Raw genomic sequence first — 25,318 nt, forward strand, 5'->3', positions numbered from 1 at the left:
GAACCGGACTTACTCCTCTCGAAGTATCCGGCTCCCCATTAGTAATTAACGTATTGATTAGTGTCTGTGTATTCTTTCATGGCACTTGCTACAAACAACAAGCGTTTTCCGCCGCTTCTTTTTCATCACGGTTTCCCAATCAGAATTACCCAATTCGTTTAAGTTCCGTATAACGTGAACCTCATACAAATCGGCTTCTTTACACCCACATAGTTCACAAACTCTGGCATTGAGCCGTTGTCTAATAGTGGTTTTCCAGCTGAATTTCTTTCTCTGATAAATGATGTCACTCGCTTCGCCACGCTTACAATCTGCGATTTTAACAGGGCGAACACGTTTTGTTCCTGCTTTAGTTTCATAAGGGACAGACCATGTTTTCCCGTCTTTATACTGGCGAATGATTTTGCGGATACTGGTTTTGTGCTTATTAGCAATCGTCTTTAAGCAACTGTACTCCATAAGATAGCAGAAGTAGTCCAGCGTGTGATAATCACAAGCCAGATTGTAATAGTTGCATAATCCTCTTGCTTCGGCATTGTACTGTTCCACAATCTCATAATCCGCAAGGTTGAGAAGTCCGGCTCGGTGTATCGGCTGAAACTCCCCGTTTTCCTTTTGGCGAATGACTTTCTTTGCAAACATGAATTTCTCAATCTTTTCCGTATGGGGAACAGACAGGGCAACTTTCATGTGCAGGGTACGGGATTTTCTCCACGTTCCGTTTTTCATTCTGTGACCTTTGACTTCCTGATTTCTGCGGACGCAAATATCATATCCAATGAAACGGACTTTTTCGGAGCTGTGCGTTATCAGCGTCTTTTCCTCGCTTAGAGTTAATTTCAGCTCTGTGCTTAGAAATTCAGCGATTTCGGCTTTCAAGTCCTCACATTCCGCTTTTGTGCCGCACACACCTGCCAGCCAATCGTCCGCATAACGGACAAAAGTGAACTTCTTGTTGTCGGCAGGTTTGCAGGGCAGATTTCTCATAGCTTTCTTCTGTGCCCTATGCTGGTCAATCAGTTCTTGTCTTGCCGCTTCATCAGCGGTATGGTCAATCCAATAAGACAGTCTTTTTAATTCTTTGCTTGCCGCATGATATTCCTGTGTCTGATATGCAGACCTCGGCTTATCAAAGCGTTCTGCGATTTCCCGAAACTTCTTGTCCAGCTCATTCAGATAGATATTTGCAAGTATTGGAGAACAGATACCACCCTGCGGGGAACCGCTGTAAGTGGCGTTGTATTTCCAATTCTCGATATACCCAGCTTTCAAAAACTGGCGAATGATGTTCAGAAAACGACTGTCCTTGATTTTCCTGCTCAAAATCTCAATCAATTTTTCGTGATTGATGTTATCAAAACAACCTTGTATATCGCCCTCGATAAACCAGACCACGCCTGTGAAGTCAGAAGAAATCTGACGGAGTGCGGTATGACAGCTTTTACCCGGTCTGAAACCGTGGGAGTGGCTGTCAAAGACAGGTTCATAGATAGCTTCTAAAATCATTCTGACAACTTCTTGCAGGAGCTTGTCACGGAAAGACGGGATACCCAGCGGACGGAGCTTTCCGTTTTTCTTTGGAATATACTCACGCCTTACAGGATTGGCTTTGTAGGTTCCGTCCTTTAGTGACTGGATTAACTCTTTTACATAGAAGTCACTGAAACCGTCTGCGGTATCGTTGTCGATACCCTGTGTTGTTGCACCTTTGTTTGCATAAAGTTTCTGATAGGCGGCGTAGTAAATATCTTCACGAAGTAAGTATCTGTAAAGTCTTGTGAATACGCCGTCTTTGTGTTCGCTGGAACACTTTTCAATACGCTCTAAAATTTCAGATGTTGGTTTCATTGAGGTTTCTCCTCCCTTTCATTCTTACATTTTAGATGTTACTAACTGGCTCCCTTCGCCATGTAAGGGTCGTTATCCCTCTCGGACTACTATGGAGCCTCCGTTACCATATCCGGCAAATGAGCCAGACTTAGGCAATCCCCAGTTAGCACTGTGCATAGGTTAGTGAAGATTGTCGGATATGCTTTCGGTTCGTTGTGACGTGTTCTCACGCCTGTTTCATAACGTGTTGGCAGTTGTCCCGCCGTGAAAGATGACGTGACAGCGTTATGACATGGGTTTCAGGACTTTTCCCACACCTGCAAAAAACAGGAACTGGAACCTTACATTCGATAAACCCAATCTTATCCTCATATCTTCTTAACATTAGAAAACAGTCGCACCTAAGTCCTTTGGTGACTATTCCTTTTTCTGCCATGCGCTGTTCCCGTAAAGGATTTCTCCTTAGTCGGTAAGGCAGATTGTTTCGCACACTGCCGTGTGCGGCAGTACCTTAGACTGCTTTGCACAGCGCCCTATCTGGGCGCACTTTCACATTCTGCGTCAGCGCCGAGGGGACGCAGCCCTTTTTGCGGAGCATTTTCCATACCGCCACAAAGTAGCTGGCTGTCAGCGGGTCACGGAGCAGGATATGGAACTCATCAAAGTAGCACCAAGTCGCCACGCCCTCGGCATGGTTGGCGTTCACCGCCGCCGTGACAAATTCATTGGTGGTGTGCATGGCGATCTTGCGGAGGTTTTCGCCCAAGCCTTTCAGGACGATGCAGACCACACGGGAATTGAGATCAACATTCGTGGGATGGTTGAAAAGGTTGAGAGAGCCTGTGCAGTAAAGCTCCAGCGCCGTCGCCACCCGCCGCGCCTCCGGCTCCGGCTGGCGCAGCAGCTCCTCATACAGATCTTGAAGCAGCGGCGTTTTTGCCGTTTCCAGCCCCAGCGCCATTTCCCGGTAGACCAGCCGCACACAGCGGTCAATGACGGTTTTCTCGATGGGCTGCAAGCCCTCCTTGCCGCCCACGATCAGCTCACATAGGGACAGCAGAAAATCCGCCTTCATGGAAAGCGGACTGTCCTCGTCATTGATATTCATTTGCAAGTCCATAGGCGAAATGTGGTGTGGGCTGTCCGGGGCGATCTCAATGACCTGCCCGCCCAAGCGCCGCACCAGCGGGGCATATTCGCCCATCGGGTCAACCACGATGATGCGGTCATTGGTAGCGAGGAACACATTGATCAGCTCACGCTTGGCGGCAAAGCTCTTGCCGCTGCCCGTAGAGCCGAGATACATTCCGTTGGCGGATTTGAGCTTTTTGCGGTCAGCCATGATGACATTGTTGGAAAGGGCGTTCATGCCGTAGTAAAGCGCCTGTCCGTCCATACGAAGTTCCCGGGTCATAAAAGGAATGAAAATGGCCGTGGAGCTGGTAGTCATGCCCCGCTGGATCTCAATGCCGTTATAGCCCAGCACCAGCGAGGACACAAAGCCCTGTTCCTGCTGCCAGTCCAGACGGCGCAGGGCGCAGTTGTATTTCTGCGCGATGCCGCTCACCGTGAACACATCGTTTTCAAGCCGCTGCCGGGTGGGAGCGAGGTTCACCACCGTAAAGGTCAGCAGGAACATTCGCTCGTTGCGGCTTTGCAGGTCGGAGAGCAGCTCGGCGGCATCCTTGGAAAAGGTAATGAGGTCAGGCGGCAAAATCTCCATGTCGTACCCGGCACGGACAGCCTTTTTCTGTTCCTCTGCTTTCATGCGGCCTATGTCGGAGATCTTTCCTTTGATCGTCTTAATGGCCTTGAGCTGGTCTACCGTCTGAATGTGCATGGTGACGGTCAGCTCGGCGTCCAGTTCCAAAATCTCCGCCAGCAGCTTATCCGACAGCTCCGACGCCATGATCTGCAAATAGGACGCCGCGCCCCACATCTGGCCGACACGGAAAGTCCGGCTCTGCCGAAAGTCGAAACTGTCCGGGGCGATGTAGTCCTTTGTCCCCATGCCCGTCTTGGGAATGTCTTTCCACGCAAAGCGAAACGGCTCACGCCCGCCCGGGTGCATCTGCCCGTGCAGCACCGCCAGCCGATCCCGGCCATCCAGCGGGCGGGACTGGACGCCCAGCCGTTTCAGATTGCCCATGACATCCGCCTCCACGCGCCCCAGCCGGGGACGCGCCTCTGCCACGCCCTCGGCGGGTAGGCCAAAGGTGATGTACTTATACCGTTCAATGCCGTTGTTGCTCTTGGCGATCTGGCCTTTGAGCATTTCCACATACTCACCCCGGATGCTGTTGAAGTCATCCTCCTGCGCCGGGATATTCACCTTGTAGCGGTTGGCGTTCCGGCTGCGGCGGTTCACAAAGGAAAGCTGGAACGGCAGAGAGCTGTCAAAATAATTCAGGCACGCGCTCCACCCGCTGATAATGGCAGTCTGATCCTCCGTGGACGCCACGGCATAATTGATGTCCTCATATTCCAGCGTCTTTGTGTAAAGCCCGCCGGGGAGCTGGCAGATTCCGTCCGGGTGCATGGCGATATAGGGAATGGTCTGCTGGGCGGACAGCGCCCGGTGTTTATTTGCGTTTTTCTGCTTTTTTGCTTTGCTCAATAGGCTCCTCCTTTCGCGCAAATGGGGCGTAGATATTTTCCGTTCGATACGGACGGATGCCGGGGCGGGTAAACTTGACCCGGATGATATTGCGGATCACCTTTTCAAAGGGTAAGCCGTCCTTCTCATACATGGCAAGCAGAAACGCCGGGAGCATGATCGCCAGCATAGCGAACAGCGCCCCGGTGTTGCCGATGGCCTGCCGGGTCAAAAGGTAGGTGGGAACGCCGATAGCCGCCCCAGCACCGAAACAAATAAGCTGCCGCTTGGTGAGGTTGAACGCAATCTTTGTCTTGATTTTGGAAAGATCGTTCGGGACATTCACATAGGGCATCAGTCTGTCACCTCCAGTTTGGGACAACTTGTCCCAAAGTCCGGGATCGTCGGCTCCACCTCGTTGCCCCACACATCCCAGCCGGGAGAGGTCTGCCGTGCGAACAGCTCCACACGGGGCAGATCGCCCATGAGGGCAACGATCTTATCACGGGTTTCGTCCGGCTTTTTGCTGTGGGCTTCAATGGGCGAAATGATAAATTGATGAATGTCGGCGGCCTGCCGCTTCGGGTGTCCCTTGGTCGCCAACAGGCAGATCTCGGCGTTTGCCCGCGTCCAGAAGCCCAGCCCATAAAACCAGCTATCCGCCTTTTTGTTCTTTTTGGCCAGACGAACGCAACGGATTTATAGGTGAAGCCCCACGCACGGATAAGCCGCAGAGCCTCCGGGAGCTGGGGAAAGGTCGCCCACATGAAAAGGGCGCTGTCCTTGTCCGCAAGCTCGGCCACAGGCAACGCACACAATTCATCAATGCTCATGGTGGGGTAGTGATTTTCCGCCGCGCCCTGCATTTTCTTTGCAGAGTAGCGCCACGGCGGGTCGGCGTAAATGATGGGGTATTTTTTGATAGCTATTCTCCTTTCCCGCCCCCGGCCATGGCCAGCCGCGCCTGCTCGATGCGCTGGGCGGCGATGGTGTAGATGGAGGGGGCATTTTCAAAGCAGATGAAGCGGCGGCTTGTGTTCATGGCGGCAACGGCAGTCGTGCCGCTGCCCGCGCAGATGTCCGCCACCACCTCTCCTTCGTCGGTATAGGTCTTGATGAAATACTCGCACAGCTCCACGGGCTTTTGCGTAGGATGGATGCCGCCCGTCACCGTCGGCACGAACAGCACATTTCCCGGATAACGCCGCCCGTCGCTGGACTCTGAGCCTGTCCGTTCAAACTTGCCGTAGTTGGTACTGCACCCGCTGCGGGGATTGGTCTTGCGGTACGGCTCCCCATAGGTGAATTGCGGATGGTACACCGGGGACTTCTGATAGAACACCAGAATATTCTCGGACTTTTTCAGCGGCGCACGGTTGGCATTGAGAAAGCCCGTTGCCCGGGACTTGTACCACATCCACTCATAGCGGAGCATGGCGAGGTTGGACGCGCCCAGCACCTTGTCAAAGGGGCATTGAGCGAAAAACAGGATGGCTCCGTTGGGCTTCACCGCCCAGCGCACAGCCTCCCACAGCTCCGGGAGCGGCAGCGGCACATCCCAAAAGTTCCGGGTCGTGCCGTAGGGCGGATCGGTCAAGAGCATATCCACGCTATGCTTTGGCAGAGAGCGCAAACCCTCGATCCCGTCTATGAGATGCAGCGCATCCAGCTTCGGGACAACTTGTCCCAAGGTCATATTCATCCCTCCTTAGTGTGCGCTGAACACGCTGCGGGCGATGGAGCCAGTCTTGAACAGGCAGAAGCAGAGCAGCACGGAATAGCCCATGCAGCCCCATATCGCGCCGATGGGGTCGCCGCCCGTGGCGATACCCTGTATCAGCACTGCATAGATGGCAACACAGACGAGGATCAATAGCCCTTGAAAGCCCACGGCAAACAGGGACTTCAAATAGTTCTGCCCGGTATTGCCCAGTTCCCGGTTAGAGAGCGTAGCAACGGGGATAGGGGCTAAGCTGGTCAGCAGGTATATTTCAATCATGCGGCCATAGACGATGACGAAAATCACGATATTGATCGCCCACATGGTCACATGAATGAGCAGGGATTGCAGCCACAGCCCCAGCAGAGATCCAAGCCCCAGCGTTTCCAGCGTGGCCTCCAAGTCGGCAAGCATGGACTCCGAAATGTCCGTTGAGCCTTGCACGATCCCGGCTGCCCGGGCAATCACGCTTTGGGATACATCGAACACCGCCATGACGATATTGAAGGTGTTGGACAAAATCAAAATGGCGCAGGCCGTTTTGAATATCCACTTGAAGAAGATCCAGTAGTCCAGATCATGCAGGTTGTTCTTCTCGATAATGAGTTGAATCAGCTCATAGGTGGCAACGAAGGTGAGGATCAGACCGGCAATCGGCAGTATCACCGTTTCAGAAAGCTGCCGGATCAGGGAGAACACCCCGGCGTTCCATGCCGCCGGGGTGGTTCCCACTTGCACCGCAATCTCTCCGACACGGGAATTGACCGTATCAAAAAGCCCCGTGAGGTTGCCCATGATACCCTCGATCAGCAGCTCTTTTAGCCAGTCTGTCAGCCAGTCGGTGAGAAATCCCATGCTTTACGCCCTTAAAACAGGGTGGACAGCAGAGGGATCAGGGTCGTACCCAGCACGATGATGCCGCCGCCCGCCATGAGCTGTTTCATGCCCTGGGACTTTGCTGATGTGTGATAAAGAAGTAATAGAAGTGCAAAAAATTTTGCCGTTCCTATCCGGCACTTAGCTCTTGTGTCGGATAGGTCGGGCGGTTATTCGGGCAAGTCCACCTTGCCAACAAAAGAATAATAAATCTCAATGTCCTGCCTACGGGTCTTGTTCTCGTCATAGCTGCACTCATGCACAACGATTTTCTCTACAAACTCCCGCAGCAGAGTAGGGGTAAGTTCTTCAAAGCTGGTATGCCGCCGGACAACATTCATAAACTTTTCTGCGTTCACGGTGGCTTCCTGTGCTTTGGAAAGCTCCGCTTGGATAGCGGCGGCTTTTTCTTTCAGTTCCCGTTGCTCTGCTTCATAGTCTGCCGACAGCTCTGTGAAACGCTCGTCTGATATGCGCCCGGTCACGCTGTCCTCATACAGCCGCTTGAAGATAGCGGATAACTCGGCTATGCGTTTCTCGGCGGCTTCCAGTTCCTTTTTCTTGGCGGCGTTCCTGCGCTTGCCCCCGTCCTCGTTCTGCTCAATCAAGAGCTTCATAAACCGGGCTTCATGCTTTGCCGCATAGCTTGTCACTTTCCGCAGATTGGAGAGTACACCAGCAGTCAAAAGGTCGGTGCGGATAAAGTGCGCCGTACAGTCATGGGTGCGTTTCTTGTAGTTGCCGCAGATATAACAGTCCTGCTTGCGCTTGTCCGTCTGGTATCGCTGCTGATACATCACACTGCCGCAGTCTGCACAGAACAGTATGCCGGAGAACAAGCCCACTTCATCATAGCGGTTGGGGCGTTTGCGCTGCTTGCGAAGTTCCTGCACCCGTTCCCATGTCTGGGTGTCTATGATAGGCTCGTGGTGGTTCTCGAATATCGCTTGCTTTTCCTCCGGGTTTTCTACGCTGTGCTTGACTTTGTAAGAGAGTTTTTCCGTCTTGAAGTTTACCAGACAGCCCGTGTATTCCCGGTTTTCAAGGATATGCACAACGGTATTGGTCGCCCACTTGCACTCATAGCCGAGGTGGTAGCGGCGGGTGCTGCCCGTCCTGCGGTATTCCAGCGTCCCCGGCGTGGGGATCTGCTGCTCTGTGAGCATACGGGCTATCTTGGTCGGACCGTTCCCGGCAAGGCAGAGGTTGTATATCTGCTTGACTACGGGTGCGGCTTCCTCGTCAATGATGAAATTTTCGTCCTCGTCCATGAGGTAGCCATACACAGGTTTGCTTGTGATGGGCTTGCCACTCATGCCTTTTGAGCGTTTCACTGCTTTGATTTTCTTGCTCGTATCTCTCACCAGCCATTCGTTAAAGATATTCCGCAGCGGGGCAAAGTCATTGTCGCCCTGTGCGCTGTCCACTCCGTCATTGATAGCGATGAAGCGGACACCTTTCTGTGGGAAAATCATTTCCGTGTACATTCCCACTTGCAGGTAGTTTCGCCCTAACCTCGACATATCCTTTACGATAACTGTCCCGACTTTTCCGGCTTCAATGTCCGCAAGCATGGCTTGAAAACCGGGTCTTTGAAAGTTCGCACCAGAATAACCGTCGTCCGTGTACCAGCGCAGATTGGAAAAGCCGTTCTGCTTTGCATAGGTTTCAAGAATACGCTTCTGGTTGGAAATGGAATTGCTCTCGCCTTGCAGCTCGTCCTCATGGGAAAGTCTTGGGTAAAGGGCGGTAATTGGTTGTTGGTTGGTCTGTCTTAACATAAAATCCTCCGTTTCCGACAGCCAGCCCCACTATTCCGTACCTTGATTGTACCACATGGGGCGACTGTCTGTATAGCGATTTCTGCTTCTTTACCGCCTGTCAAAATGACGATTTTTTACTGTGCGGCTTCTCGCTGCAAAAAAGATAGAAAAGTTCATAACTCTGTGATATACTTTACCGTAAATACACATCAGACATTGCAGGAGAGAAAATGAAAACTATATTACTTCATGGATTAGGGCAAACATCATCAAGCTGGAAAAATACGATTAACACTATGGGGAAAAGTGCGGACATTTTATGCCCGAACCTTTTTGATTGGTTTGAAGATAAAGAGGTCTGCTATCAAGTTTTATATCTTGCTTTCTCCGAATACTGTAAGCAATTTTCAGAACCGGTCAATATCTGTGGGCTATCTTTAGGCGGTATTCTCGCATTGCAATATGGGATTGAAAATCCAGATAAAATAAACTCTTTGGCGTTGGTTGCGACACAATATACAATGCCGAAAAAACTCTTGCAATTTCAAAATATGCTCTTTCGGTTTATGCCTAAAAGAACATTTGAAAGCATGGGACTTGGTAAAACGGATTTTATCAATCTGTCAAAATCCATGATAAACTTGGATTTCCAAAAAGAATTGAAGTGTATCAATAGCCCTGTAATGGTTATCTGCGGGGAGAAAGATGCAGCAAATAAACAGGCTTCTTTACAGCTTCAATCGCAGTTACCACAAGCCGAATTATTAGTGATTAAAAATTCTGGACATGAAGTAAACATAGACGCTCCCGAAGATTTGGGGAAAGCACTCTCCGCATTTTTCAACCTATAATTTCTCCGCCAGCGGTCACGCCAAAAGCGTGACCGCTTTTCAGTATCATGTTAAATCACCGTTTTTTGTGTAGCAGTTTCCGCTTCCAGCACTTTCATCATCTTGTCGGCTGCGGTGGCTGTGGTATCTTTCTTGAAAAAGCCGGACACAACAAGCACGGTGTTACCCATGCGGATCTCCGTCACGCAGTCCGGGCGGCGGTCGGTGCGGTCATTGTTATTCTGTTTGTTTTCTGTCATAGGCAACTCCTTTCACTTCAACAGTTCTTTTAGTCCATTGAGCTTGGCTTGTGCCGTTTCCTTTCGGAAGTTCTTGCCTGTAAAGAGGATAGGCAGACACATTTCAAGCACTCGGTCATAGATACGGGCGTGGGCGGTGTCCTGTGGATTCTGCAGTTCCGTAAGGCTTAGATTGGTGGTGACAATCAGCGGCTTTCGGCTGCGGTATCGGCTGTCAATTACATTGTAGACCTGTTCCAAACCATACTCTGTGCCACGCTCCATACCAAAATCATCAAGTATCAGCAGAGGGAAACGGCAAAGATGCTCGATATATTCGTTTCGCCCCTCAAAGCTGGCAGTTAAATCATTCAGTATCGCAGAAAAGTTTGTCATGCGGACGGAGATTTCCTGTTCCATAAGGGCATTGGCAATGCACCCGGCAAAATAGCTTTTTCCTGTGCCTACCTTGCCCCACAAGAGCAGACCATAGTTGTTTTCTCTCATCTGCTCCCAATGCTCCACATATAAATGTGCCTTGCTCATCTGCGGGCATTTGCCGTTGTCATGTGCAAAAGTCCATTCCTGCATGGTGAGGTCGGTAAAGCCCCGGCGTTTCAGTTCCATAACGGTGTTAAGGTGTCGTCTGCGTTCCTCGGCGGATTCACATTCCAAACGCTTCTCCCGTTGGCAGTCACATTCTGTCGGGTGCTTGTCATGCCCCAACCATGCGGCGGTTTCTTTGGGAAAGTAGGCTTCTTTCGCCGTGCGGCACTTGCTGCAGTAAAGCAGACCGTCCTCGCCCGTGTAGTCCTCCGGCTCTGCGGTAGTAGTCATCATATTCAAAACGGTATCGGTAAAAAGTTCAGTCATAAACTCTCGCCCTCCTTAAAGGTGTAATCGGGTATGCCTTTTTTCGGCGGTTTCTTGGCTTCGTCCTCCTGCGCCCACTTGTATATCGTGGCTGCATGACTGCGGTATTTCGTTCCTTTGGACGCTATATGAGTAGATAAGCGGTCAATATAATACTCCCATTTGTCGGGCAGTTCCGCTTTCAGCTCGTCCAGTTCCGTATCGGAAAGAAAAACATTGTTGTATCTGCCATAGCTGCGGGCGGGGGCTTGTCCCGTTTCTAACTCTCTCTCTTTTTCTATCTCTATATCTATCTCTTTCTTTATCTCTATCTCTGGTGGACGAATGTCGGACAAATGTCCGCCGTTTGTCCGGGGTGGTGGCAAAGCCTTGTTTGCAAGCCTTGCCGCCCGTTTTCGTTCCGCTTCGGTAGAGGATTGCCCTATCATCAGTTCAATATCGGTCATGTAGAGCAAGCCGCCGTGTAGCTGCTCCACAAGCCCCAACTGCTGAAAAATCCCTAACGCCCGTTCCACCGTGCCTACCTGCTGACGGGTAAGAGTGGCGATCATCTGTGCTGTGTAAGGGATATTCTCGTCAAGCTGCAACTTGCCGCCGTTTTTCAGCGATTTTAAGTACAGCTTCAAGAGAATGTTGGAATAGAGAATACCGTCCGGCATACTCTCCAACAGCACGATAGCGTCATCATCAAAATAGCTTTCTTTCAGTTTGAGGTAGTAATATTTGCGGTTATCTGCCATAGGCGGTGTCCTCCTTTGGTTTCCAACGCTTGGAGTAATACCGGTGGCAGAGGATAATCACGGCTCGGAAACTCTGCTTGCAATCGTGGGTGCACCCCCGGCAAAGGTCGTTATAGGTAATTCGGTTTCGGTGGTTGAGGAAAAAGCTCCATTCAATCCGCCGTTTGTTGCTCATGCGTGGCATTGGTACGCTCCTTTCTGCCGTTTCCGTGGGTATCACGGATAGGGCGGGAAAACTGTATCTTCTCGGTATCATTTTCGGGGATTTTTTGCCCTGTACGCCCTGTTTTGAGGTCGGGGAGTATTGCGGATAGGGGTAAGGGCATATCCCTGTTTTTGTTTGGTTTCGGTATCATTTCGGGGCGGTTTTTAACGCTCCTGTTCATGCTTTTTCTGTCTGCTCGGTTCGCCGTGGTGCATTTGGGAAAGATTGCTTTTCATGGTCTGCAACTCCCGGACACGCTCTTTATTTGCCCGGTACTCGTTGTAAAGGGCGTTCTTCTCGGCGGTAAGCTGCTCGATTTCAGCCTGCAACGATTTATAGGTGGGCAGCTTGATAATGTCTTTTTGCCGAAAATATCTTACGGCTGCGTCTGCTATGATAAAGTCGCTTTCATGCTTTTCCCGGTAGGCTTTGCGTGCCTTATCGGTTTTCTGCTTTTTCAAGCCGTCACGCACATCTCTTGTCTTGGCATAGGCAAGCACCTGTTTCTGCAAGTCCTTTTTCTCACGGATAGCCGTTTCAATGGGCTTCAGCTTGGCGGTGCTGCTGTGTAAATCCGCATTGGCAGACACAAGGGCTGCGTCCAGTTCATCCGGGGTAAAGCCGTATTGCTCCATAGCGGCAACGGTAGCCGCCATCTGTTTGAGATTGTGGACAGCCGCCCAACGGTCATAGCCGATACCTTTTCCCTCGGCTCGCTTCGCCGCACGGTCAACCATTCTCTGAATGTTGCCTGTCGGGGCGATTTTCTGCGTTTTTCCTCGCTCTGTGCGGTTTGTTTCAGCGGTATGGTATTCGGGTATGGGTACGGTCTTTTCGGCGGCTCTGTGGGCGTTCTGCTCCAAAAGAGTAAGAACAGCAGCACGGTCAAAATCATCTCCCAGTTTTCGGGCGGTAATGGGTTTCGTTCTGTCCGGGGTAAGGTAGGACAACCGCCCTCGGCTCTCTTTGACGATCACACCCTGCCGCAGAAGTAAAGCGGAAAACTCGTCAAAGGTAGTAGCTTCGCTCATGGCGTTCCGTATGGTCTGCCGCAGCTTCGCCTTGTCGGTTTCGAACTTGGTCTGCTTTGCAGGCTGCCCCTCGGCTGCAAGGGTGGCATTTTCCTTGTCAAGTTTGGCTTGTCCTTTCTTCTGCGCCCAATACTCACGCTCGGTAATGCGGTTTTTACTGCCATGGAGCAGGTCGATTTGATAGAGATTTTCCCGGTGGCACATCTCCATGACCTCGGCTTTGAAGTATTCCATAGCAGCGTCCGTGCAGCGATGTTTGCACCCGGCACGGGTATCTGCCGGTCTGTCCATGTAGGGCAGCAAGGGTACTTCCTCAATACGCAGAGAATTGATAACGATATGAACATGGATATTGCCGCTGTGGTTGTGTCCGTCCGGGTGGGTGCAGACAATGGCTTGGTGTCCGGGGAAATGCTCGGCACAAAATTTCTCGCCCAATGCTTGCGCCCGGTCTACGGTCAAGCCGTTGTCCGCTGCGTCCCGTGGGTCAAAGGAAATGATATAGTGGTGGCTTTTCACATCTTCCCGTTTTTGGTTTTTACCGTATCGGAGATTTGCCCGCATACAGGCAACGGCAAAATCTTCCTCGCCGCAGTTCAGCGTGGCTATCCGATAATCCTCCCGGAGTATGAGCCGCCCGGTTTCGTCAAGGGTGGGCTTCATGGTAAACTCGTCATGCTCAAAGGTTAGATACTGCTCGGCTGCACCGTAGTCCGCATTTTTAGAGCTGATATGCTTGAATGTTGCCAACAGCGTCACCTACCTTTCGCAAGACTTCAAACTTCAAGGCGGCAAGGTCGGAAATGGCGGCTCGCACTTCAACGGACAGCGTATTGTAGGGCGTTCCGTATTCGTTGAGGGCACGGGCGATCTGATTAAGGTTGCCGCCGATTTTTCCGTATTCGGCTATCAACTTTCCAACAGCGGATAGCAGTTCATCATTGACCGGGGAAACGGTAACAATAGGGCGAATGGTCACCCTTGCAATGGCTTGTCGGATAAACTCGGCTTGGCTCATGTCATAATTCTTTAGCCGTTCCGTGAAGTCGGCATATTCTTCTTCGGTCATGCGTGTCTTGACTACATGGCTTCGGTGGGGCGTATTGTATCGCTTTCCTATGGGTATCAACTCCTTTCACTTACCGCCGTTTTGTGGGCGATTTTTTAAGTATTTTTTGGTGGGATTTTCAAGCGGCACAAGCCGCATAGCAGGGTTTGGGGAAGGAACTCCCCAACAAGATTTACCAAAGGGGCAAAACCGCAGATATGCGGATTTTGGCACCGTGGTAGAATCTTGCTCTAAGAAACTGCCGCTTTCCTCTGCGACTCTGGTTTGCGGATATACTGGCTTGCTTCACCAATATAGCGATTGCAGCGGCGTGTTCTGCCCGCCGTTCACCACTACAACGGTGAAAAGGGTGCGTTTTGGCAAACGCAGCAGAAATTTTTTATTTTCCCTGTCTGCTCCTTACAACAATCCGGCGGTGTGGTTTGCCAAAGATTTTTGAAAATGGGCGCAAAAAAAGCAGCAAATCTTTTTCGGATTTACTGCTTTGTGTGCCGCTGCAGGGCGGTGAGATATTCAGTTTTTATGTTATCGGTCAAGCCGGAACTTGAACAGGCTTTCAATCAGCTTTGTTCTGATGTAGTCCTCCATATCAGAGTTATAATAGCCGTTCATCTTAGAGAAGTAGCGGATATATCCAGCGTAGCGGTCAAGGACAGCTTGTATCGCTATGGGGTCGCCCTCATGTGCCTTTATAATCGTGTCATAGGGGAGAAGTCGGTCACTCATGGGGCAGCGCCTCCATTTCCTCTTTCAGCCGCTTCAAGACAAGCTGGATATGCCGCCCGATTGTGCTGCGTGTCCAGCCGCTTTGTTCTCCGATTTCTTTCTGCTTCAAATGCTGGAAGTAATACAAAAAGATTTCCTCCTGCGACTGTTCCGGCAGTTCGGCAAGAGCCGCCGCAAGGGAACAGCTATCTAAAAATATCGTCTGCCCCCGGACGGAGAATGGATAAGTTTCGCCATAGTCTGGCACTTGAAAATACTCGTCTATGGTGCTTAGTGGGACAAACTTTTCTTCGGTCAAGTATTCAAGGGAGATTTCCCGTTTCCACCTCGCCGCCAGCATACGGGCAGCGTCAAAGGACGCATGGCGAATAACAATCCGGCAATAGGTATCATGGGTATAGCGGATATGTTCTTGATAGGCTTCGTATTCAGTCATGGAAAATCCCCCTTTCTTCGATTATGGGAAAGGGCGGCAGCATTTTCTGCTGTCGCCCCTTGATTACCCACCGGCAAGGACAGGCGGGACTGTCAACGGTGGGTGCAGCCCATTTACTTGCGGTTGACTGGCTCGGCTGGATTTGCTATTTATATTATCATTCTTGTGTTTTTGCTTCTTGTCTGTTGTGCATGATTTGTATTTGATATACAAGAACGGGAATCAGAGAAATCAAAGCAAGCACACCAAAAACAATCGAATGATTTATAACTGCAAATATTGCAAACATAAGCAGTATCAACAACCATGGATTACGCAGATTTCTGTAATAGTTTTCCTTGTCTTCATAGGAAGTATGAAGTTCAAACGGTTTTCCATCATTCTCTTTTTCTACAATCAACAATTCACGGTTGAAGGTTGTAGTGTTGGTCGCAATGCGTCCGCCTTTTTCAGCCCATGGACGCCAACGCACCTTACCGACAGAATAGTTAAGATTGATATTTTTGAAAAATACCTTATAGCCCATATCTTCCAAAAAGAGGGAATAGTCTTTTGCATTCTCTTTCGATTTTTCTCCGATAAATTCTACACAGTATTTTACTTCATTAGGTTTACATTCTTCAAACTCATATAACATTTTCCCCGCTCGAATAAGACGATAGCCCTTCTCCGACATTTTATTCAGCCAATTCGCCTGTGCATTCAACAGACCACCAAAAAAATGATAACATTTTTTTCTCATACTGTACCTCCAATAATTCCACTTGCAACCTCTACAAGTTCATTAAGCCTTACAAGTTCTTTTTTCGCAACTTCTTTTCCCAGTGAGGTAATGATGTATTCTTTTTTTCTACCTTCACAATCTCCGCAAGGCTTAATCCATTTCTTTTCCTGCAAAGAGTTTAGCGCACCATACAAAGTGCCTGCTCCCAATGAAAGCCGCCCACCTGTTTTTTCTTCGATAAATTGCATGACAGCATATCCATGTTTTGGAGCATAGAGAGAAAGTAAAATGTAAAATGTCACTTCTGTAAGCGCACCACCTTTCATATTATCACGCATTGTTTATCCCCCTTGTTACGGTTACTGTAATAAATATATCACTAACCGTAATAGAAGTCAACAGCGTTCAAAGAAATTTGGAAATATGAAAATGAAGCAGCAACATCTTGGTGTTACTGCTCCATTCTTATACGGTATAGCGGTAGCCTTGGCTGCCTTTGTCTTGGTTTAGCTTCTTTACCGCACATGAGCATTAGCGCCGGGGTTGTCCGAGCCGTAGCCCTCCAGCAGATTGACCACGCCCCACACGCCAAGGCCAGCGCCGAGGGCGATCACAAGGGTCTGCAAAGTGGTGATGGCAGAAGCGAAAAACTGCATATATTCCTCCGTTTCTCCGGGGTCAAAGCCCCGGCCATGAAAAAAGCCGCCCTTGCGGGCGGCAGCCTACTACCTTGGGACGAAATGTCCCAAAGCTCTATACAAAAGCATCCGGGTCGTCGAGGTCGTCATAGTTGAGGATGTCCTCGTCCTCGTCTGTGAGCGCCTCATCTGGCACGGACACTTCGTACACCTCACATTCCTCGTTCAGCCCCGGCCGCCTGTGGCGGTCTATGAGCCTGTCAAGGTCAAAGGCGTTTTTCACTTTATCGGCCTCCGCCGTAAAGCGATAATTGGGGTGCTGTTTCAAGTCGTACTTCTTGGAATAGAACGGCGGCAGCCCTCGGAGCTGCAAAATGCACCGATCTCCGGGCATGGTGGCAAGCTCACTGGGGGTCATCAGCTCCCGCCCGAGCCGCTGGGTGTTCTGGCTGTAACTTTCGGACTGCCCACGGGAGCGCCCCTCGGTCTGCATAGAGATCGTAGCCTTGCCCAGCCAGTTCTCGGAAATCTCTTTGATGGTGCTGGCCTCACGGCCACCGAGGAACAGAACGCTGTCCATGTTGCCGAGGATGGTTTCTGCGTTCTTATCGTAGATGGCCTTGCATTGGGCAAGCTGCTGATACAGCAGGCACAGGCTGATCTCACGGGAGCGGATGACCGCCACCAGCTTTTCCAAGTTTGGCACCTGCCCGGTGTTGGCCGCCTCGTCCCACAACACCCGCACATGATGGGGCAGCCTGCCGCCGTGAACATTGTCCGCCCGTTCGCACAGGAGATTGAACATCTGCGAAAATGCCAGCGCCACAAGAAAATTGTAGGTACTGTCCGTATCGCTGATGCAGAAGAAGGTCGCCGTGCGGCGATCTCCCATGCGGTCAAGCTCCAGTTCGTCATAGGACATGATCTCCCGAAGCTGGGGAATATCAAAGGGAGCAAGCCGAGCGCCGCAGGAGATCAAGATGCTTTTGGCCGTCTTGCCGCTGCTTAGCTTGTATTTTTTATACTGCTTCACCGCAAAGCAATTCGGTTTGCGCTGTTCCAGCCCCTTGAACATATAGTCCACGGCGTTGAGAAAGTCCTCGTCATCCTCCTTGACCTCCATGCCGGAGATCATGTCCACCAGCGTATTCATGTTGCGATCCTCCTCGGCTCCCTCAAAAATGATGTAGCCCAGTAGGGCGCAATATAAAAGTGTTTCCGCTTTCGTCCAGAACGGGTCGCCCTCCTTGCCCTCGCCCTTGGTGTTGGAAATGAGAGCATTGACAAACTTTAGAATGTCAGCCTCGGTCTTGATATACGCCAGCGGGTTATAGTGCATGGATTTTGAAAAATCAATGCTGTTGAACACCTTAATTTTATAGCCCCGCTTTTGCAAGAAAGAGCCGACCTGCCCCAGAACACCGCCCTTGGGATCTACCACCACATAGGAAGAATGAGCTTGCAGGAGTTGGGGCGTAAGCCAAAAGCGGGTCTTGCCCGAGCCGGACGAGCCGATCCCGCAGAAATTAAGGTTGCGGGCGTTTGCGGGATTTTTCGGGCGGGTGTTCATGGTAAGCCGTTCCGTGGCGGTCAGCAGCATATTGTTTTCAAACTTGGGATCGACAAAGGGCTTGATGTCCTTTTCGTTTCCCCATGAAGCGTTTTGTCAAGTGCTTTTCGCAATTTATTGACGCAAAACAGGATTTTTTCAAGAGAAAAGCCCCATGCGGTCAACATGGGGCGAGTTGATAAAGTGAAAGTGCGAAAGTGCAAGGTGCAAAGGCTCTGCGTTTTGCACTTTCATTTTGCAGTTTCGGGCGGCTGCTTCTTCTTGATGAAGTTGTACCATTGACTTCCAACGCGCCTTGCGCCCAATATGCCGCCCATGCTGCGCTTGGCATTTTGTACCGTTCTTTCGGATATTCCGGCTTCGGCTGCCGCCTTGACAATATCCTCGCTTGCCATTTCCTTACCGTCTGCAAGTAAATCGAGTATCAACCTTTCCGCTTGCTCGGTCTTGGTTTCGGTGTTGCCGCCTGTGCCGGACAGCAGTTCATCAGCGGTAATGTCATATTCGCCTATCCATGAAAAGCCGCTTTCCGCGCCCAACGAAAACGCCATAGGCTTACCCTCCGGTGCAAGGGAAGATTTGTCGTGAATGATAACGCGCACATTCGGCTCTCGTTTCACGCGCCCTATGAGCAGCACACTACGAGCGGCGGCTCGGAAGTCGATAGAGCCTAATCCCCGGTATGCGCTCTGACCTCCGGCAGCTTTGTTCAAGTGCCCGATAAGCACAACGGCACACCCGGTACGCTCTGCAACTTCGGCAAGGCGGCGAAAGATAGGGCGTATTTCGTTTGCCTTGTTCATATCCGTTTTTTCGCCTACATACGCCTGTATGGGGTCAAGGATTATAAGACGCGCCCCGGTCTGCCGGATTGCCCTTTCTATGCGTTCATCGGATAAGGACAATTCCTGTTTGCCCTCGTCAATGACAAGTACCCGGTCAAGGTCTGCGTCCGCTTCCATAAGGCGCGGCTTGACGGTATCGCCCAAACCGTCCTCTGCGGTCTGATAGATAACATTAAAAGGCTCATGCTCTGCCATAGCCGGAAAGGGCTTGCGGTTGGTACAGGCGGCGCAAAGGCGCAGGGCAAGGGTGGTTTTTCCCTCGCCGGGGTTGCCCTGTACGATTGTTACCTTTCCAAAAGGGATATACGGCTCCCATAGCCATTCAACGGTCTGTGTGTCAACCTCGCTCATGCGGATAATTTCAACGGTTTCTTCCTGTTGCGGCTCACGCAAGCCATAGACAGCTTCGCGCAGATATTTTCCGTCTGTAATTTCCTCTTTACGCTGTAAAACCTCGTTCCAGTCTTTGAACAACGGTACAAGGCGATTGACGGTGTAGCCTTGGGGGATAATGCTGTTAAGGCGGCTGCAAGCGTCTGTCCCGGCTTTGTCGCTGTCAAGGCAGAGATAGACGGTCTTGATATTCGGACGGTCAGAGAGAAAACGCAGCAGGGCTTTTTCACTCACGCCGCCCAATGACAGATAGCTTTGTTTCTGCCATTCCTTTTTGAACAGGCAGAGGAAAGATAACAGGTCAATGGGGGCTTCAAAGACAAAAAGCCTTTCGCCCTCGCCCCGGTAGCAGAAGTTAAAAGTCTTGTCGCTGCCTTTCACATCAAGCCGGAAGCTGCCCACCGTTCCCCGTTGGTGGGCATATCTCGGTATGCCGCTTTCATCTCTGCCGACAAATACGGCGTTATGGTGGGCGGCTTCCTCGTAGAGATCGCCGCAGGAAAAGAAAAAGCCCGACACATCTTCATCAATGCGCCGGGCGGCTGTAAGGTAGTTCCTCGCTGTTTGGTTGTCGGGGCTTTTGGGTGGTAGTCTGAATTGCAGATAGACGGGTGGGGGTGCTTCGCCCCGTTCGCCTATCAGCATTTCAACGGCTTCAAGAAAACTTTTGCCGTAAAACTCCATGACAAAATCAATCGGACCGCCGCCTTTGCTCTGGCTGTGCCGATACCATCTGTTTTCTCTGACCGTCAAGCTGTCGTGCCGTTTCCAACGGTACTCCTGTCCGGCGCGTTCAAGCTGTTCGCCCTGGGCTTGCAGGAATGATACAAGGTCGGTCTGATTTGCCCGGTCAATCTGTTCTTTGGTGTAGGTCATAGGGAAATATCCTCCTTTTTGCGTCTTGGTGTTTGGTGTGTCTGTTCCTGTGTGCGCTGCTCGGCTTGCTCTACAATATCAATGCACTTTCGGATTTGCTGTAACTCCTTAACCTCGCTGCGCTTTGTTTTCAGTTCTTCATATTCGCCTGTGGATTGGGCTTTCAGTTCGTCAAATTCTTTCTGCCACTCGGACACCTTGAAAGACTTTGTACCCTCCGGCAGATTTGCGTGCAGGAAACGGTTGGCGGCGTTCCAGATAATGAGGTCGCTTTCGTGGGCTTGCTCAAATTTTTCTCTCTTTTTGCCCCATCCGTTTTTCAGCGTTTTCAGTTCATCGTGAATGGGCTTCAAGCGGTTGTAGTTGCTGCCATGCTCGATAAACTTTTCCAATGTCCTCATGCGCTTCTGCTTGGCAACAACGCTTGTATTCAGCCGCTTTGCTTCTTCATCAACAGAGGAAAGGGCAGCGTCCAAATCTTCAAGGGTAGCAATGCCCTTGCTTTGCAGATAGACAATCGCCTTGCTGATTTTTTGCAATTCCCCGGCAGTATGCTGTTGCTGCCAGCCCTGTGAATACTTCCGGCTTTTCTCTCGTTCAATGCTCAAATACCTTGTAAGCAGCGTGGCAATATCGGGAGAGTGCGGGGCAGCTTGCAGTTGCTTCTTAGCGGCGAAAACCTCCGCAAGCCATTCTTTCAAGCTGTCGATATAGCCCCGGATTTCCCGCATAAGTCGGTTGGTCTTTTGTATCATGCGGTTGATTTCTCCCTTGTCGGTGGCTATGCCTTTCTTCTCCATTTGGGAAGCTGCAACACCCATGTGGACGGTGGGGAGTTCCTCAATACCACGCTCTGCATGGCTGCGGTGGTCGATACGCTCCGCGCTGCCGCTTCGCTCTAAATAGTCGTTGGCAAGGTCAGCCCACGCCTTGCGCCATAGGTCGGCGTTCTCCTGCCTGTTCCAGTCCATAAGGTCAACCTTGCGCGTCTTGTATCTGCCGCTTGGCAGCTTTACGCGCTCCCCATTTTCGTCAAGGACATATTCCTTTTTTGACTTCGCCGCCCATGTGCCTTTTTCATCAAGGGGGCGCATAGTCAAAAGGATATGAGCGTGTGGGTTGCCGTTGCCTGTGTCGTGGATATTGAAGTCGGCGCACATTCCTTTGGAAACAAATTGAGAGGAACAGTATTCCCGGACAAGGCGGGTCTGTTCCTCTCTTGAAAGTTCAACAGGTAGGGCGATTTCGATTTCCCTCGCAAGCTGTGAGTTATTCGATTTTTCGATTTGCTCCACGCTGTTCCATAGAATAGAACGGTCAGAGAAAGAGGGTGGGGCATGGGGCGGCAGCATGATTTCAGAATGAACAACGCCGCCTTTTCTTGTATAGTCGTGGGTCAGTCCGTCCCACTCGTTTGTCAGCTTCTCTCCGGCGCGGTAGGCTGCTGCGGCTACGGCAGATTTGCCCTTTCCCCGGCTGACAATCTTAATGCTGCAATGGTAGATTGCGATAGTATCACCTCCCGATACGGTCAACAAAACCCCATGAAAGTGAATAGCTTGCAAAGCAAGGTGTTCGCTTTCGTGGGGTACACAAAAGGGTAGACAGCGCAAGCTGTCGCAGGGAAAGTGTAGGTTTCCCTGTCGCGGCGCAAGCCGCCAATCTCTGCACAAGGCAATAATGCCCGGTGCGGAGATAAAGCCCTCGGCAGAGCGCACACGCCCGTTAGGGTGTATAAGTGCGCCCTTGTGTGCAAGGGTAATTCTTCGGTGTCGCTTCTCCGGCTCGTTTTCTCAAAAACTCCTGCGCTTTGTCGCTGAAAACCGCGGTGTAGAGGAAGTCGCGGGCTTCCTGTTCTGACATATCAATGAGTGCCGGGACAAGGCTTTCAAGGTAGCCGCCCCGCGAACAAAGACGGTGGTTGCGCTCCTTGCGCTTCTCAATGGCAAGTTTGCGGTCAAGCATTTTGTTCCTGTTCTCATACTGCCGGATTTTCTTCTGTGTCAGTTCCATTTCGGCGTTACATTCCTCGATGGTGGTCGGTGGTTTTTTCTTCGACATGGTAGCCCTCCTTTTTGATTTTTAGTAAAAGAAAAGGGCGGCTACTTCGGTTTGGAAATAGTCGCCCTGTTGGGGAATTATGTTATTGTTATTTGAATAATATTATTCTGCCGCGTCTGTGTTACTTTTATCTGCTTTCTTCATTTTCAAGGAGCCCAAAATAAAGACAGCTCCGAAAATGAAACAAAGGACAGACCAGATAGCAAGGTCAGAGAAGCTACCGTAATTTACAATTCCCAGCAGTCCGCCCAACAGATAGAATACTCCGGCAACAATTCCGCCGCCTTTGCTCTTTCGGGTTGCTACTCCAACGATGCCTGCAATCAGCATACAGAAAGCAAGCAACATTCCTGATGTTCCGCTTACTTCGCCGTTATCTGCTAAAGCATTTCCTAATCCGGCAGCGCAAGATTGAAAAGCTACTAAAACAAATAAAACCATGCTGATAATTCCGATTACTAATTTTGCCGTTTTCATGTTGCACACCTCATCTCGTTACGGATTTAATGTAATTACCTCATTTGCAAAATCTTCGCCCATAAAATCATCAGCATCGTATGCTCTAAACAGGACTTCGATTTCTTCCACTTCGGTAATTCCGTTTTCCTCTAAAGTTGTATCAGACCATGCCATAGAACTAAATGCACATTTTCCGGCAGAAACAGAAGTTGCATAGAATGGGTCTGCCATAAAGCCGTTTACAGATGCGTCATCAACGCTGAACATTACCGTTTTGTCTGTCTTGTTCAGCAAGAACAGATTGGCAGTATAGCCCCATATCTCATCATCTTCATAGCCTGTTACGATAACAGTAACATAATCATTATCGATAATCACATTATCAGTAGCCTGTGCTTCTCTCACAAATGCAACAGCGTTTTCTTCTCCGTATGGATAGACATGGATTGTTTCCTTTCCAACAGGGTCAGCAGACCAATCATTGCTATCATACACCTTGAAAGTCAATTCAATATCTGTGTATTCAACAATACCATTTTCCTCAAGAGTATCGGTGCTAAAGTTGATTTCTTCGTTAGCCTTTTTGCCAGCAGCTACCTCGCTTGCAAACATTGGATCGCACTGAACACCATTGATGGAAGCACTCTCGACAGAGAACATATAGGTTTTCTCTGTGGACTTGTTTTCAAGCTGTGCTTTCAGAGTGTAGCCCCACATATTATCGGGGTCGATTTCGGTAATTTTTACCGCACACTCTGCGTTGTCAATGGCAACAACTTCCTCAAATACGATTTGATTTTCGGTGTTGTCGTTTTCGGTGCTTTCTTCATTTTGAGAAGAAGCGGGGGCATCGTCAGATGCGTCAGGTGTCGCTTCTCCGCCACAAGCTGCAAGAGATAGCACTAAAGCAAGCGAAAGAAGCAAGGTTACAAGTTTTTTCATTCCATTCCCTCCGTTATTAAAAAGTGTAACTTTCCAAATTTAAAAAAGCGACTCATAGAATTATTTCCTCCCGTTAAATAATAGATAACTATTAAAAATAGACAATACTTGCTCATAAGTAATGGTACTTAAATTGTTTACTTTGGCGTGTTTCATTGCTTGATGAAACTGATTTTTAGTAAACAGTTGACGATATTCTCGATTGACCCATTTTGAAACAAAGTACGTATATAGCTTCCAATATTTATCTGGAACATCTGTGGTATGGCGGGTAAGTTTTATTAAGACACTGTTTACTTTTGGTTTAGGATGAAAGCATTCCGCTGGCAGCTTAAGCAATTGCTGAATCGAGACTTGAGTGTGCAAGAGCAACCCTAGTGTTCGGTGAATATCCAAGGTACGCTTGTAGAATCCTTCTTCAACAATCAGATAGATGTCAGACGCACGGCTTTCAAAAACCACTTTTTTAATAATTTGTGTGCTTAAATGGTAAGGAATATTCCCAACAATTTTATACCTCTGTTTGTTAGGGAATTGAAACTGTAGAATATCTTGGTGAATTAAAGTGACACGAGTATTCAGTTTTAATTTTTCTGACGATAAGTTGAATAGATGACTGTCTAATTCAATAGACGTTACCTGTTTACTTATTTTAGCCAGTTTCGTCGTTAAATGCCCTTTACCTGTTCCAATTTCGTAAACGGTATCGGTTTCTTTTAAATTCAATTGTTTTATTATTTGGTTGAGTACTTTTTCACTCGTTAAAAAGTTTTGAGAATATTTTATATTTTTGTTCATGTAATCTCTCCTGAAGTGATTACATCTATAAACAAATACAGAAGTTAAACGATTTGTTTGTAATTTTAGTTATCTGTTTAAAAAGTCATAAGATTAGTCACTGGTAGGAATTAATCTAACGTATTTATTTATCTGCGTAATCACTGTTTTTAGTCTGTTTCAAAACAGTAGATGTTTTATCTACATTACGCATTTGGAATACCAACATGACGAATCCCTCCTTCTTAATTACAAATTTTTAGCATCTAATTTAACTTCAATTCCTATTATACAAAATTTTAAGATAATGCACTATCAACACACTCTTAAGTTTGCTTCTAAGTCTTATTTCCATAACTTCTTTTACGTTTCCGCCATTCTTTGCTGTTTCGATTTTTATGATATGGTGCAAGTCAGCACGAACACGAACCGTCTTATCTCCCATTATATCTTTTTTTGCACTGATTGGTGTATCATTTCGTTTTTCTTTTTGTGCGCCTAAATTTCCCACAATCACTCACTTCTTTCTATTTCTTCTTATTCTTATTTTATCATCAACAATCACAAATCACTTGTGATTTGTGATAAGTGATTTGTGATAAGTGATTTGTGATTAATATATAAAAGCCCTCTTTAAAGGGCTTTTATGTTTATTTTGAGAAAGATATAAAATCAATATATCCCTTTTCCCCAATTTTTACAACGGCATTGTAGGGCTTTTTCTCTTTGTTTTTGATTCCTTTTACCAGGGTTTCTTTTCCCTCCAGTAATTCTTTTACATTCGTTTTGGTTAGTTTTTTCTTTCTAAAATGTTCAGCTAAAGTAAACTTACATTCAGGATAATTTGAACAACCATAAAACGATTTTTTTAATACAATATTGTTGCCACACTTAGGACATTTTCCTACAAGGGGTCCCGAGCGCTTAGTGGGAATTTGTACCCCTTATCGATACAAATTCCCCGTAGGCGCTAGGGACCTCTTTAGCTTCTTGGAAGCTGTCAGTAGTATATCTAATAATTTATCTCCATTCCCTTTAGTAACGTGTACTTTCCTGTAAACGCATTTTATCGACAAATTAGCCGGGATATAAACGAATA

At 49.1% G+C, this 25,318-nt stretch carries 27 protein-coding genes and 4 pseudogenes; 2 read left to right on the forward strand and 29 right to left on the reverse strand.

The window, feature by feature from the left end; all coding sequences use genetic code 11:
• Window positions 1-57: 57 nt before the first annotated feature.
• The 8 genes and pseudogenes from H8790_RS05250 to H8790_RS05285 form a co-directional block, all read right to left on the reverse strand.
• Entirely contained in the window at window positions 58-1,848 is a 1,791-nt protein-coding gene (locus H8790_RS05250; protein WP_187333873.1) for a reverse transcriptase domain-containing protein, read from the reverse strand.
• Window positions 1,849-2,341: 493 nt separating this feature from the next.
• Window positions 2,342-4,447 carry a VirB4-like conjugal transfer ATPase, CD1110 family gene (locus H8790_RS05255; RefSeq protein WP_187333874.1) on the reverse strand — a complete coding sequence of 702 codons (2,106 nt, stop codon included), beginning with the start codon at window positions 4,445-4,447 and terminating at the stop codon, window positions 2,342-2,344.
• Window positions 4,413-4,781 (reverse strand): PrgI family protein, encoded by a 369-nt coding sequence (locus H8790_RS05260; protein WP_187333875.1) that lies wholly within the window; start codon window positions 4,779-4,781, stop codon window positions 4,413-4,415. Before H8790_RS05260 ends, H8790_RS05255 begins: the two co-directional genes overlap by 35 nt.
• Window positions 4,781-5,292: pseudogene (locus H8790_RS05265) on the reverse strand (MT-A70 family methyltransferase). The gene H8790_RS05260 and the pseudogene H8790_RS05265 overlap by 1 nt, the downstream one beginning before the upstream one ends.
• Before the next feature lie 59 nt (window positions 5,293-5,351).
• Window positions 5,352-6,122: a DNA-methyltransferase gene (locus H8790_RS05270; protein WP_187333876.1), complete on the reverse strand. Its 771-nt coding sequence runs from the start codon at window positions 6,120-6,122 to the stop codon at window positions 5,352-5,354.
• 12 nt (window positions 6,123-6,134) lie between these two features.
• Window positions 6,135-7,001 carry a VirB6/TrbL-like conjugal transfer protein, CD1112 family gene (locus H8790_RS05275; protein WP_187333877.1) on the reverse strand — a complete coding sequence of 289 codons (867 nt, stop codon included), beginning with the start codon at window positions 6,999-7,001 and terminating at the stop codon, window positions 6,135-6,137.
• A gap of 11 nt (window positions 7,002-7,012) precedes the next feature.
• A pseudogene (locus H8790_RS14070) lies at window positions 7,013-7,105 on the reverse strand (Maff2 family mobile element protein); the annotation flags it as partial.
• 87 nt (window positions 7,106-7,192) lie between these two features.
• The gene (locus tag H8790_RS05285) at window positions 7,193-8,803 is read right to left on the reverse strand and encodes a recombinase family protein (protein WP_024738897.1); all 1,611 of its coding nucleotides are present in this window, start codon (window positions 8,801-8,803) and stop codon (window positions 7,193-7,195) included.
• Between the two features lie 212 nt (window positions 8,804-9,015).
• On the opposite strand from H8790_RS05285, the gene H8790_RS05290 reads away from it, so the two are divergent.
• Window positions 9,016-9,636 carry an alpha/beta fold hydrolase gene (locus H8790_RS05290; protein WP_024738896.1) on the forward strand — a complete coding sequence of 207 codons (621 nt, stop codon included), beginning with the start codon at window positions 9,016-9,018 and terminating at the stop codon, window positions 9,634-9,636.
• Window positions 9,637-9,686: 50 nt separating this feature from the next.
• Here H8790_RS05290 and H8790_RS05295 read toward each other — a convergent pair whose 3' ends face one another.
• The 6 genes from H8790_RS05295 to H8790_RS05320 all read right to left on the reverse strand — a co-directional run bounded on the left by H8790_RS05295 (window position 9,687) and on the right by H8790_RS05320 (window position 13,823).
• A complete protein-coding gene (locus H8790_RS05295; protein WP_024738895.1) occupies window positions 9,687-9,875 on the reverse strand; it encodes a transposon-encoded TnpW family protein in 189 nt (62 codons plus the stop codon).
• A 12-nt stretch (window positions 9,876-9,887) separates the two neighbouring features.
• On the reverse strand, window positions 9,888-10,727 hold the full coding sequence (locus tag H8790_RS05300) for an ATP-binding protein (protein WP_024738894.1): 840 nt from the start codon (window positions 10,725-10,727) through the stop codon (window positions 9,888-9,890).
• Window positions 10,724-11,467 carry a phage replisome organizer N-terminal domain-containing protein gene (locus H8790_RS05305; protein ID WP_024738893.1) on the reverse strand — a complete coding sequence of 248 codons (744 nt, stop codon included), beginning with the start codon at window positions 11,465-11,467 and terminating at the stop codon, window positions 10,724-10,726. Before H8790_RS05305 ends, H8790_RS05300 begins: the two co-directional genes overlap by 4 nt.
• A complete protein-coding gene (locus tag H8790_RS05310; RefSeq protein WP_081731938.1) occupies window positions 11,457-11,651 on the reverse strand; it encodes a hypothetical protein in 195 nt (64 codons plus the stop codon). The genes H8790_RS05305 and H8790_RS05310 overlap by 11 nt, the downstream gene beginning before the upstream one ends.
• A gap of 185 nt (window positions 11,652-11,836) precedes the next feature.
• Entirely contained in the window at window positions 11,837-13,453 is a 1,617-nt protein-coding gene (locus H8790_RS05315; protein WP_024738892.1) for a relaxase/mobilization nuclease domain-containing protein, read from the reverse strand.
• On the reverse strand, window positions 13,425-13,823 hold the full coding sequence (locus tag H8790_RS05320) for a plasmid mobilization protein (protein ID WP_024738891.1): 399 nt from the start codon (window positions 13,821-13,823) through the stop codon (window positions 13,425-13,427). The genes H8790_RS05315 and H8790_RS05320 overlap by 29 nt, the downstream gene beginning before the upstream one ends.
• On the opposite strand from H8790_RS05320, the gene H8790_RS05325 reads away from it, so the two are divergent.
• A complete protein-coding gene (locus H8790_RS05325; RefSeq protein ID WP_187333879.1) occupies window positions 13,807-14,211 on the forward strand; it encodes a hypothetical protein in 405 nt (134 codons plus the stop codon). The genes H8790_RS05320 and H8790_RS05325 overlap by 17 nt on opposite strands.
• Before the next feature lie 86 nt (window positions 14,212-14,297).
• Here the strand turns inward: H8790_RS05325 and H8790_RS05330 are convergent, their stop codons facing one another.
• From H8790_RS05330 to H8790_RS05405, 15 genes and pseudogenes are all read right to left on the reverse strand, one after another.
• On the reverse strand, window positions 14,298-14,498 hold the full coding sequence (locus H8790_RS05330; RefSeq protein WP_050617396.1) for a helix-turn-helix domain-containing protein: 201 nt from the start codon (window positions 14,496-14,498) through the stop codon (window positions 14,298-14,300).
• Window positions 14,491-14,934, reverse strand: coding sequence for a sigma-70 family RNA polymerase sigma factor (locus H8790_RS05335; protein WP_187333880.1), 444 nt, complete (start codon window positions 14,932-14,934; stop codon window positions 14,491-14,493). The genes H8790_RS05330 and H8790_RS05335 overlap by 8 nt, the downstream gene beginning before the upstream one ends.
• A gap of 157 nt (window positions 14,935-15,091) precedes the next feature.
• Window positions 15,092-15,676 (reverse strand): DUF2812 domain-containing protein, encoded by a 585-nt coding sequence (locus H8790_RS05340; RefSeq protein WP_055247169.1) that lies wholly within the window; start codon window positions 15,674-15,676, stop codon window positions 15,092-15,094.
• A complete protein-coding gene (locus tag H8790_RS05345) occupies window positions 15,673-15,996 on the reverse strand; it encodes a PadR family transcriptional regulator (protein ID WP_055247170.1) in 324 nt (107 codons plus the stop codon). The genes H8790_RS05340 and H8790_RS05345 overlap by 4 nt, the downstream gene beginning before the upstream one ends.
• Window positions 15,997-16,185: 189 nt before the next feature.
• A pseudogene (locus tag H8790_RS05350) lies at window positions 16,186-16,314 on the reverse strand (Maff2 family mobile element protein); the annotation flags it as partial.
• Window positions 16,315-16,411: 97 nt separating this feature from the next.
• Window positions 16,412-17,959, reverse strand: a pseudogene (locus H8790_RS05355) (VirD4-like conjugal transfer protein, CD1115 family); the annotation flags it as partial.
• A gap of 137 nt (window positions 17,960-18,096) precedes the next feature.
• Window positions 18,097-19,980 (reverse strand): AAA family ATPase, encoded by a 1,884-nt coding sequence (locus H8790_RS05360; RefSeq protein ID WP_071143481.1) that lies wholly within the window; start codon window positions 19,978-19,980, stop codon window positions 18,097-18,099.
• Window positions 19,977-21,515 (reverse strand): MobQ family relaxase, encoded by a 1,539-nt coding sequence (mobQ, locus tag H8790_RS05365; protein ID WP_207732087.1) that lies wholly within the window; start codon window positions 21,513-21,515, stop codon window positions 19,977-19,979. Before mobQ ends, H8790_RS05360 begins: the two co-directional genes overlap by 4 nt.
• 190 nt (window positions 21,516-21,705) lie before the next feature.
• On the reverse strand, window positions 21,706-22,041 hold the full coding sequence (locus tag H8790_RS05370; RefSeq protein ID WP_071143482.1) for a DUF3847 domain-containing protein: 336 nt from the start codon (window positions 22,039-22,041) through the stop codon (window positions 21,706-21,708).
• A 102-nt stretch (window positions 22,042-22,143) separates the two neighbouring features.
• Window positions 22,144-22,518 (reverse strand): hypothetical protein, encoded by a 375-nt coding sequence (locus H8790_RS05375; protein WP_072851246.1) that lies wholly within the window; start codon window positions 22,516-22,518, stop codon window positions 22,144-22,146.
• An 18-nt stretch (window positions 22,519-22,536) separates the two neighbouring features.
• A complete protein-coding gene (locus tag H8790_RS14105; protein WP_178801768.1) occupies window positions 22,537-23,442 on the reverse strand; it encodes a hypothetical protein in 906 nt (301 codons plus the stop codon).
• A gap of 60 nt (window positions 23,443-23,502) precedes the next feature.
• Complete coding sequence (gene erm(B) / locus H8790_RS05390; protein WP_001038795.1) at window positions 23,503-24,240, reverse strand: 23S rRNA (adenine(2058)-N(6))-methyltransferase Erm(B); 738 nt, start codon at window positions 24,238-24,240, stop codon at window positions 23,503-23,505.
• A 124-nt stretch (window positions 24,241-24,364) separates the two neighbouring features.
• On the reverse strand, window positions 24,365-24,448 hold the full coding sequence (locus H8790_RS05395; RefSeq protein WP_001814874.1) for a 23S rRNA methyltransferase attenuation leader peptide: 84 nt from the start codon (window positions 24,446-24,448) through the stop codon (window positions 24,365-24,367).
• A gap of 48 nt (window positions 24,449-24,496) precedes the next feature.
• The gene (locus H8790_RS05400) at window positions 24,497-24,736 is read right to left on the reverse strand and encodes a peptide-binding protein (RefSeq protein WP_000635249.1); all 240 of its coding nucleotides are present in this window, start codon (window positions 24,734-24,736) and stop codon (window positions 24,497-24,499) included.
• Window positions 24,737-24,869: 133 nt separating this feature from the next.
• Complete coding sequence (locus tag H8790_RS05405) at window positions 24,870-25,154, reverse strand: topoisomerase C-terminal repeat-containing protein (protein ID WP_002326770.1); 285 nt, start codon at window positions 25,152-25,154, stop codon at window positions 24,870-24,872.
• Between the last annotated feature and the right edge of the window lie 164 nt (window positions 25,155-25,318).

The sequence above is a fragment of the Oscillibacter hominis genome (genome assembly GCF_014334055.1).
Classification (GTDB): Bacteria; Bacillota; Clostridia; order Oscillospirales; family Oscillospiraceae; genus Oscillibacter; species Oscillibacter hominis.

Excerpts from the sequence above, each read along its gene's own strand:
- H8790_RS05270 (WP_187333876.1), bottom strand. The coding sequence starts at position 6,122 with ATGACCTTGGGACAAGTTGTCCCGAAGCTGGATGCGCTGCATCTCATA.
- H8790_RS05305 (WP_024738893.1), bottom strand. The coding sequence starts at position 11,467 with ATGGCAGATAACCGCAAATATTACTACCTCAAACTGAAAGAAAGCTAT.
- H8790_RS05330 (WP_050617396.1), bottom strand. The coding sequence starts at position 14,498 with ATGAGTGACCGACTTCTCCCCTATGACACGATTATAAAGGCACATGAG.
- H8790_RS05250 (WP_187333873.1), bottom strand. The coding sequence starts at position 1,848 with ATGAAACCAACATCTGAAATTTTAGAGCGTATTGAAAAGTGTTCCAGC.
- H8790_RS05395 (WP_001814874.1), bottom strand. The coding sequence starts at position 24,448 with ATGTTGGTATTCCAAATGCGTAATGTAGATAAAACATCTACTGTTTTG.
- H8790_RS05345 (WP_055247170.1), bottom strand. The coding sequence starts at position 15,996 with ATGCGTGATAATATGAAAGGTGGTGCGCTTACAGAAGTGACATTTTAC.
- H8790_RS14105 (WP_178801768.1), bottom strand. The coding sequence starts at position 23,442 with ATGAAAAAACTTGTAACCTTGCTTCTTTCGCTTGCTTTAGTGCTATCT.
- H8790_RS05290 (WP_024738896.1), top strand. The coding sequence starts at position 9,016 with ATGAAAACTATATTACTTCATGGATTAGGGCAAACATCATCAAGCTGG.
- H8790_RS05340 (WP_055247169.1), bottom strand. The coding sequence starts at position 15,676 with ATGAGAAAAAAATGTTATCATTTTTTTGGTGGTCTGTTGAATGCACAG.
- H8790_RS05285 (WP_024738897.1), bottom strand. The coding sequence starts at position 8,803 with ATGTTAAGACAGACCAACCAACAACCAATTACCGCCCTTTACCCAAGA.
- H8790_RS05275 (WP_187333877.1), bottom strand. The coding sequence starts at position 7,001 with ATGGGATTTCTCACCGACTGGCTGACAGACTGGCTAAAAGAGCTGCTG.
- H8790_RS05260 (WP_187333875.1), bottom strand. The coding sequence starts at position 4,781 with ATGCCCTATGTGAATGTCCCGAACGATCTTTCCAAAATCAAGACAAAG.
- H8790_RS05375 (WP_072851246.1), bottom strand. The coding sequence starts at position 22,518 with ATGAAAACGGCAAAATTAGTAATCGGAATTATCAGCATGGTTTTATTT.
- H8790_RS05335 (WP_187333880.1), bottom strand. The coding sequence starts at position 14,934 with ATGACTGAATACGAAGCCTATCAAGAACATATCCGCTATACCCATGAT.
- H8790_RS05310 (WP_081731938.1), bottom strand. The coding sequence starts at position 11,651 with ATGCCACGCATGAGCAACAAACGGCGGATTGAATGGAGCTTTTTCCTC.
- H8790_RS05300 (WP_024738894.1), bottom strand. The coding sequence starts at position 10,727 with ATGACTGAACTTTTTACCGATACCGTTTTGAATATGATGACTACTACC.
- H8790_RS05370 (WP_071143482.1), bottom strand. The coding sequence starts at position 22,041 with ATGTCGAAGAAAAAACCACCGACCACCATCGAGGAATGTAACGCCGAA.
- H8790_RS05295 (WP_024738895.1), bottom strand. The coding sequence starts at position 9,875 with ATGACAGAAAACAAACAGAATAACAATGACCGCACCGACCGCCGCCCG.
- H8790_RS05360 (WP_071143481.1), bottom strand. The coding sequence starts at position 19,980 with ATGACCTACACCAAAGAACAGATTGACCGGGCAAATCAGACCGACCTT.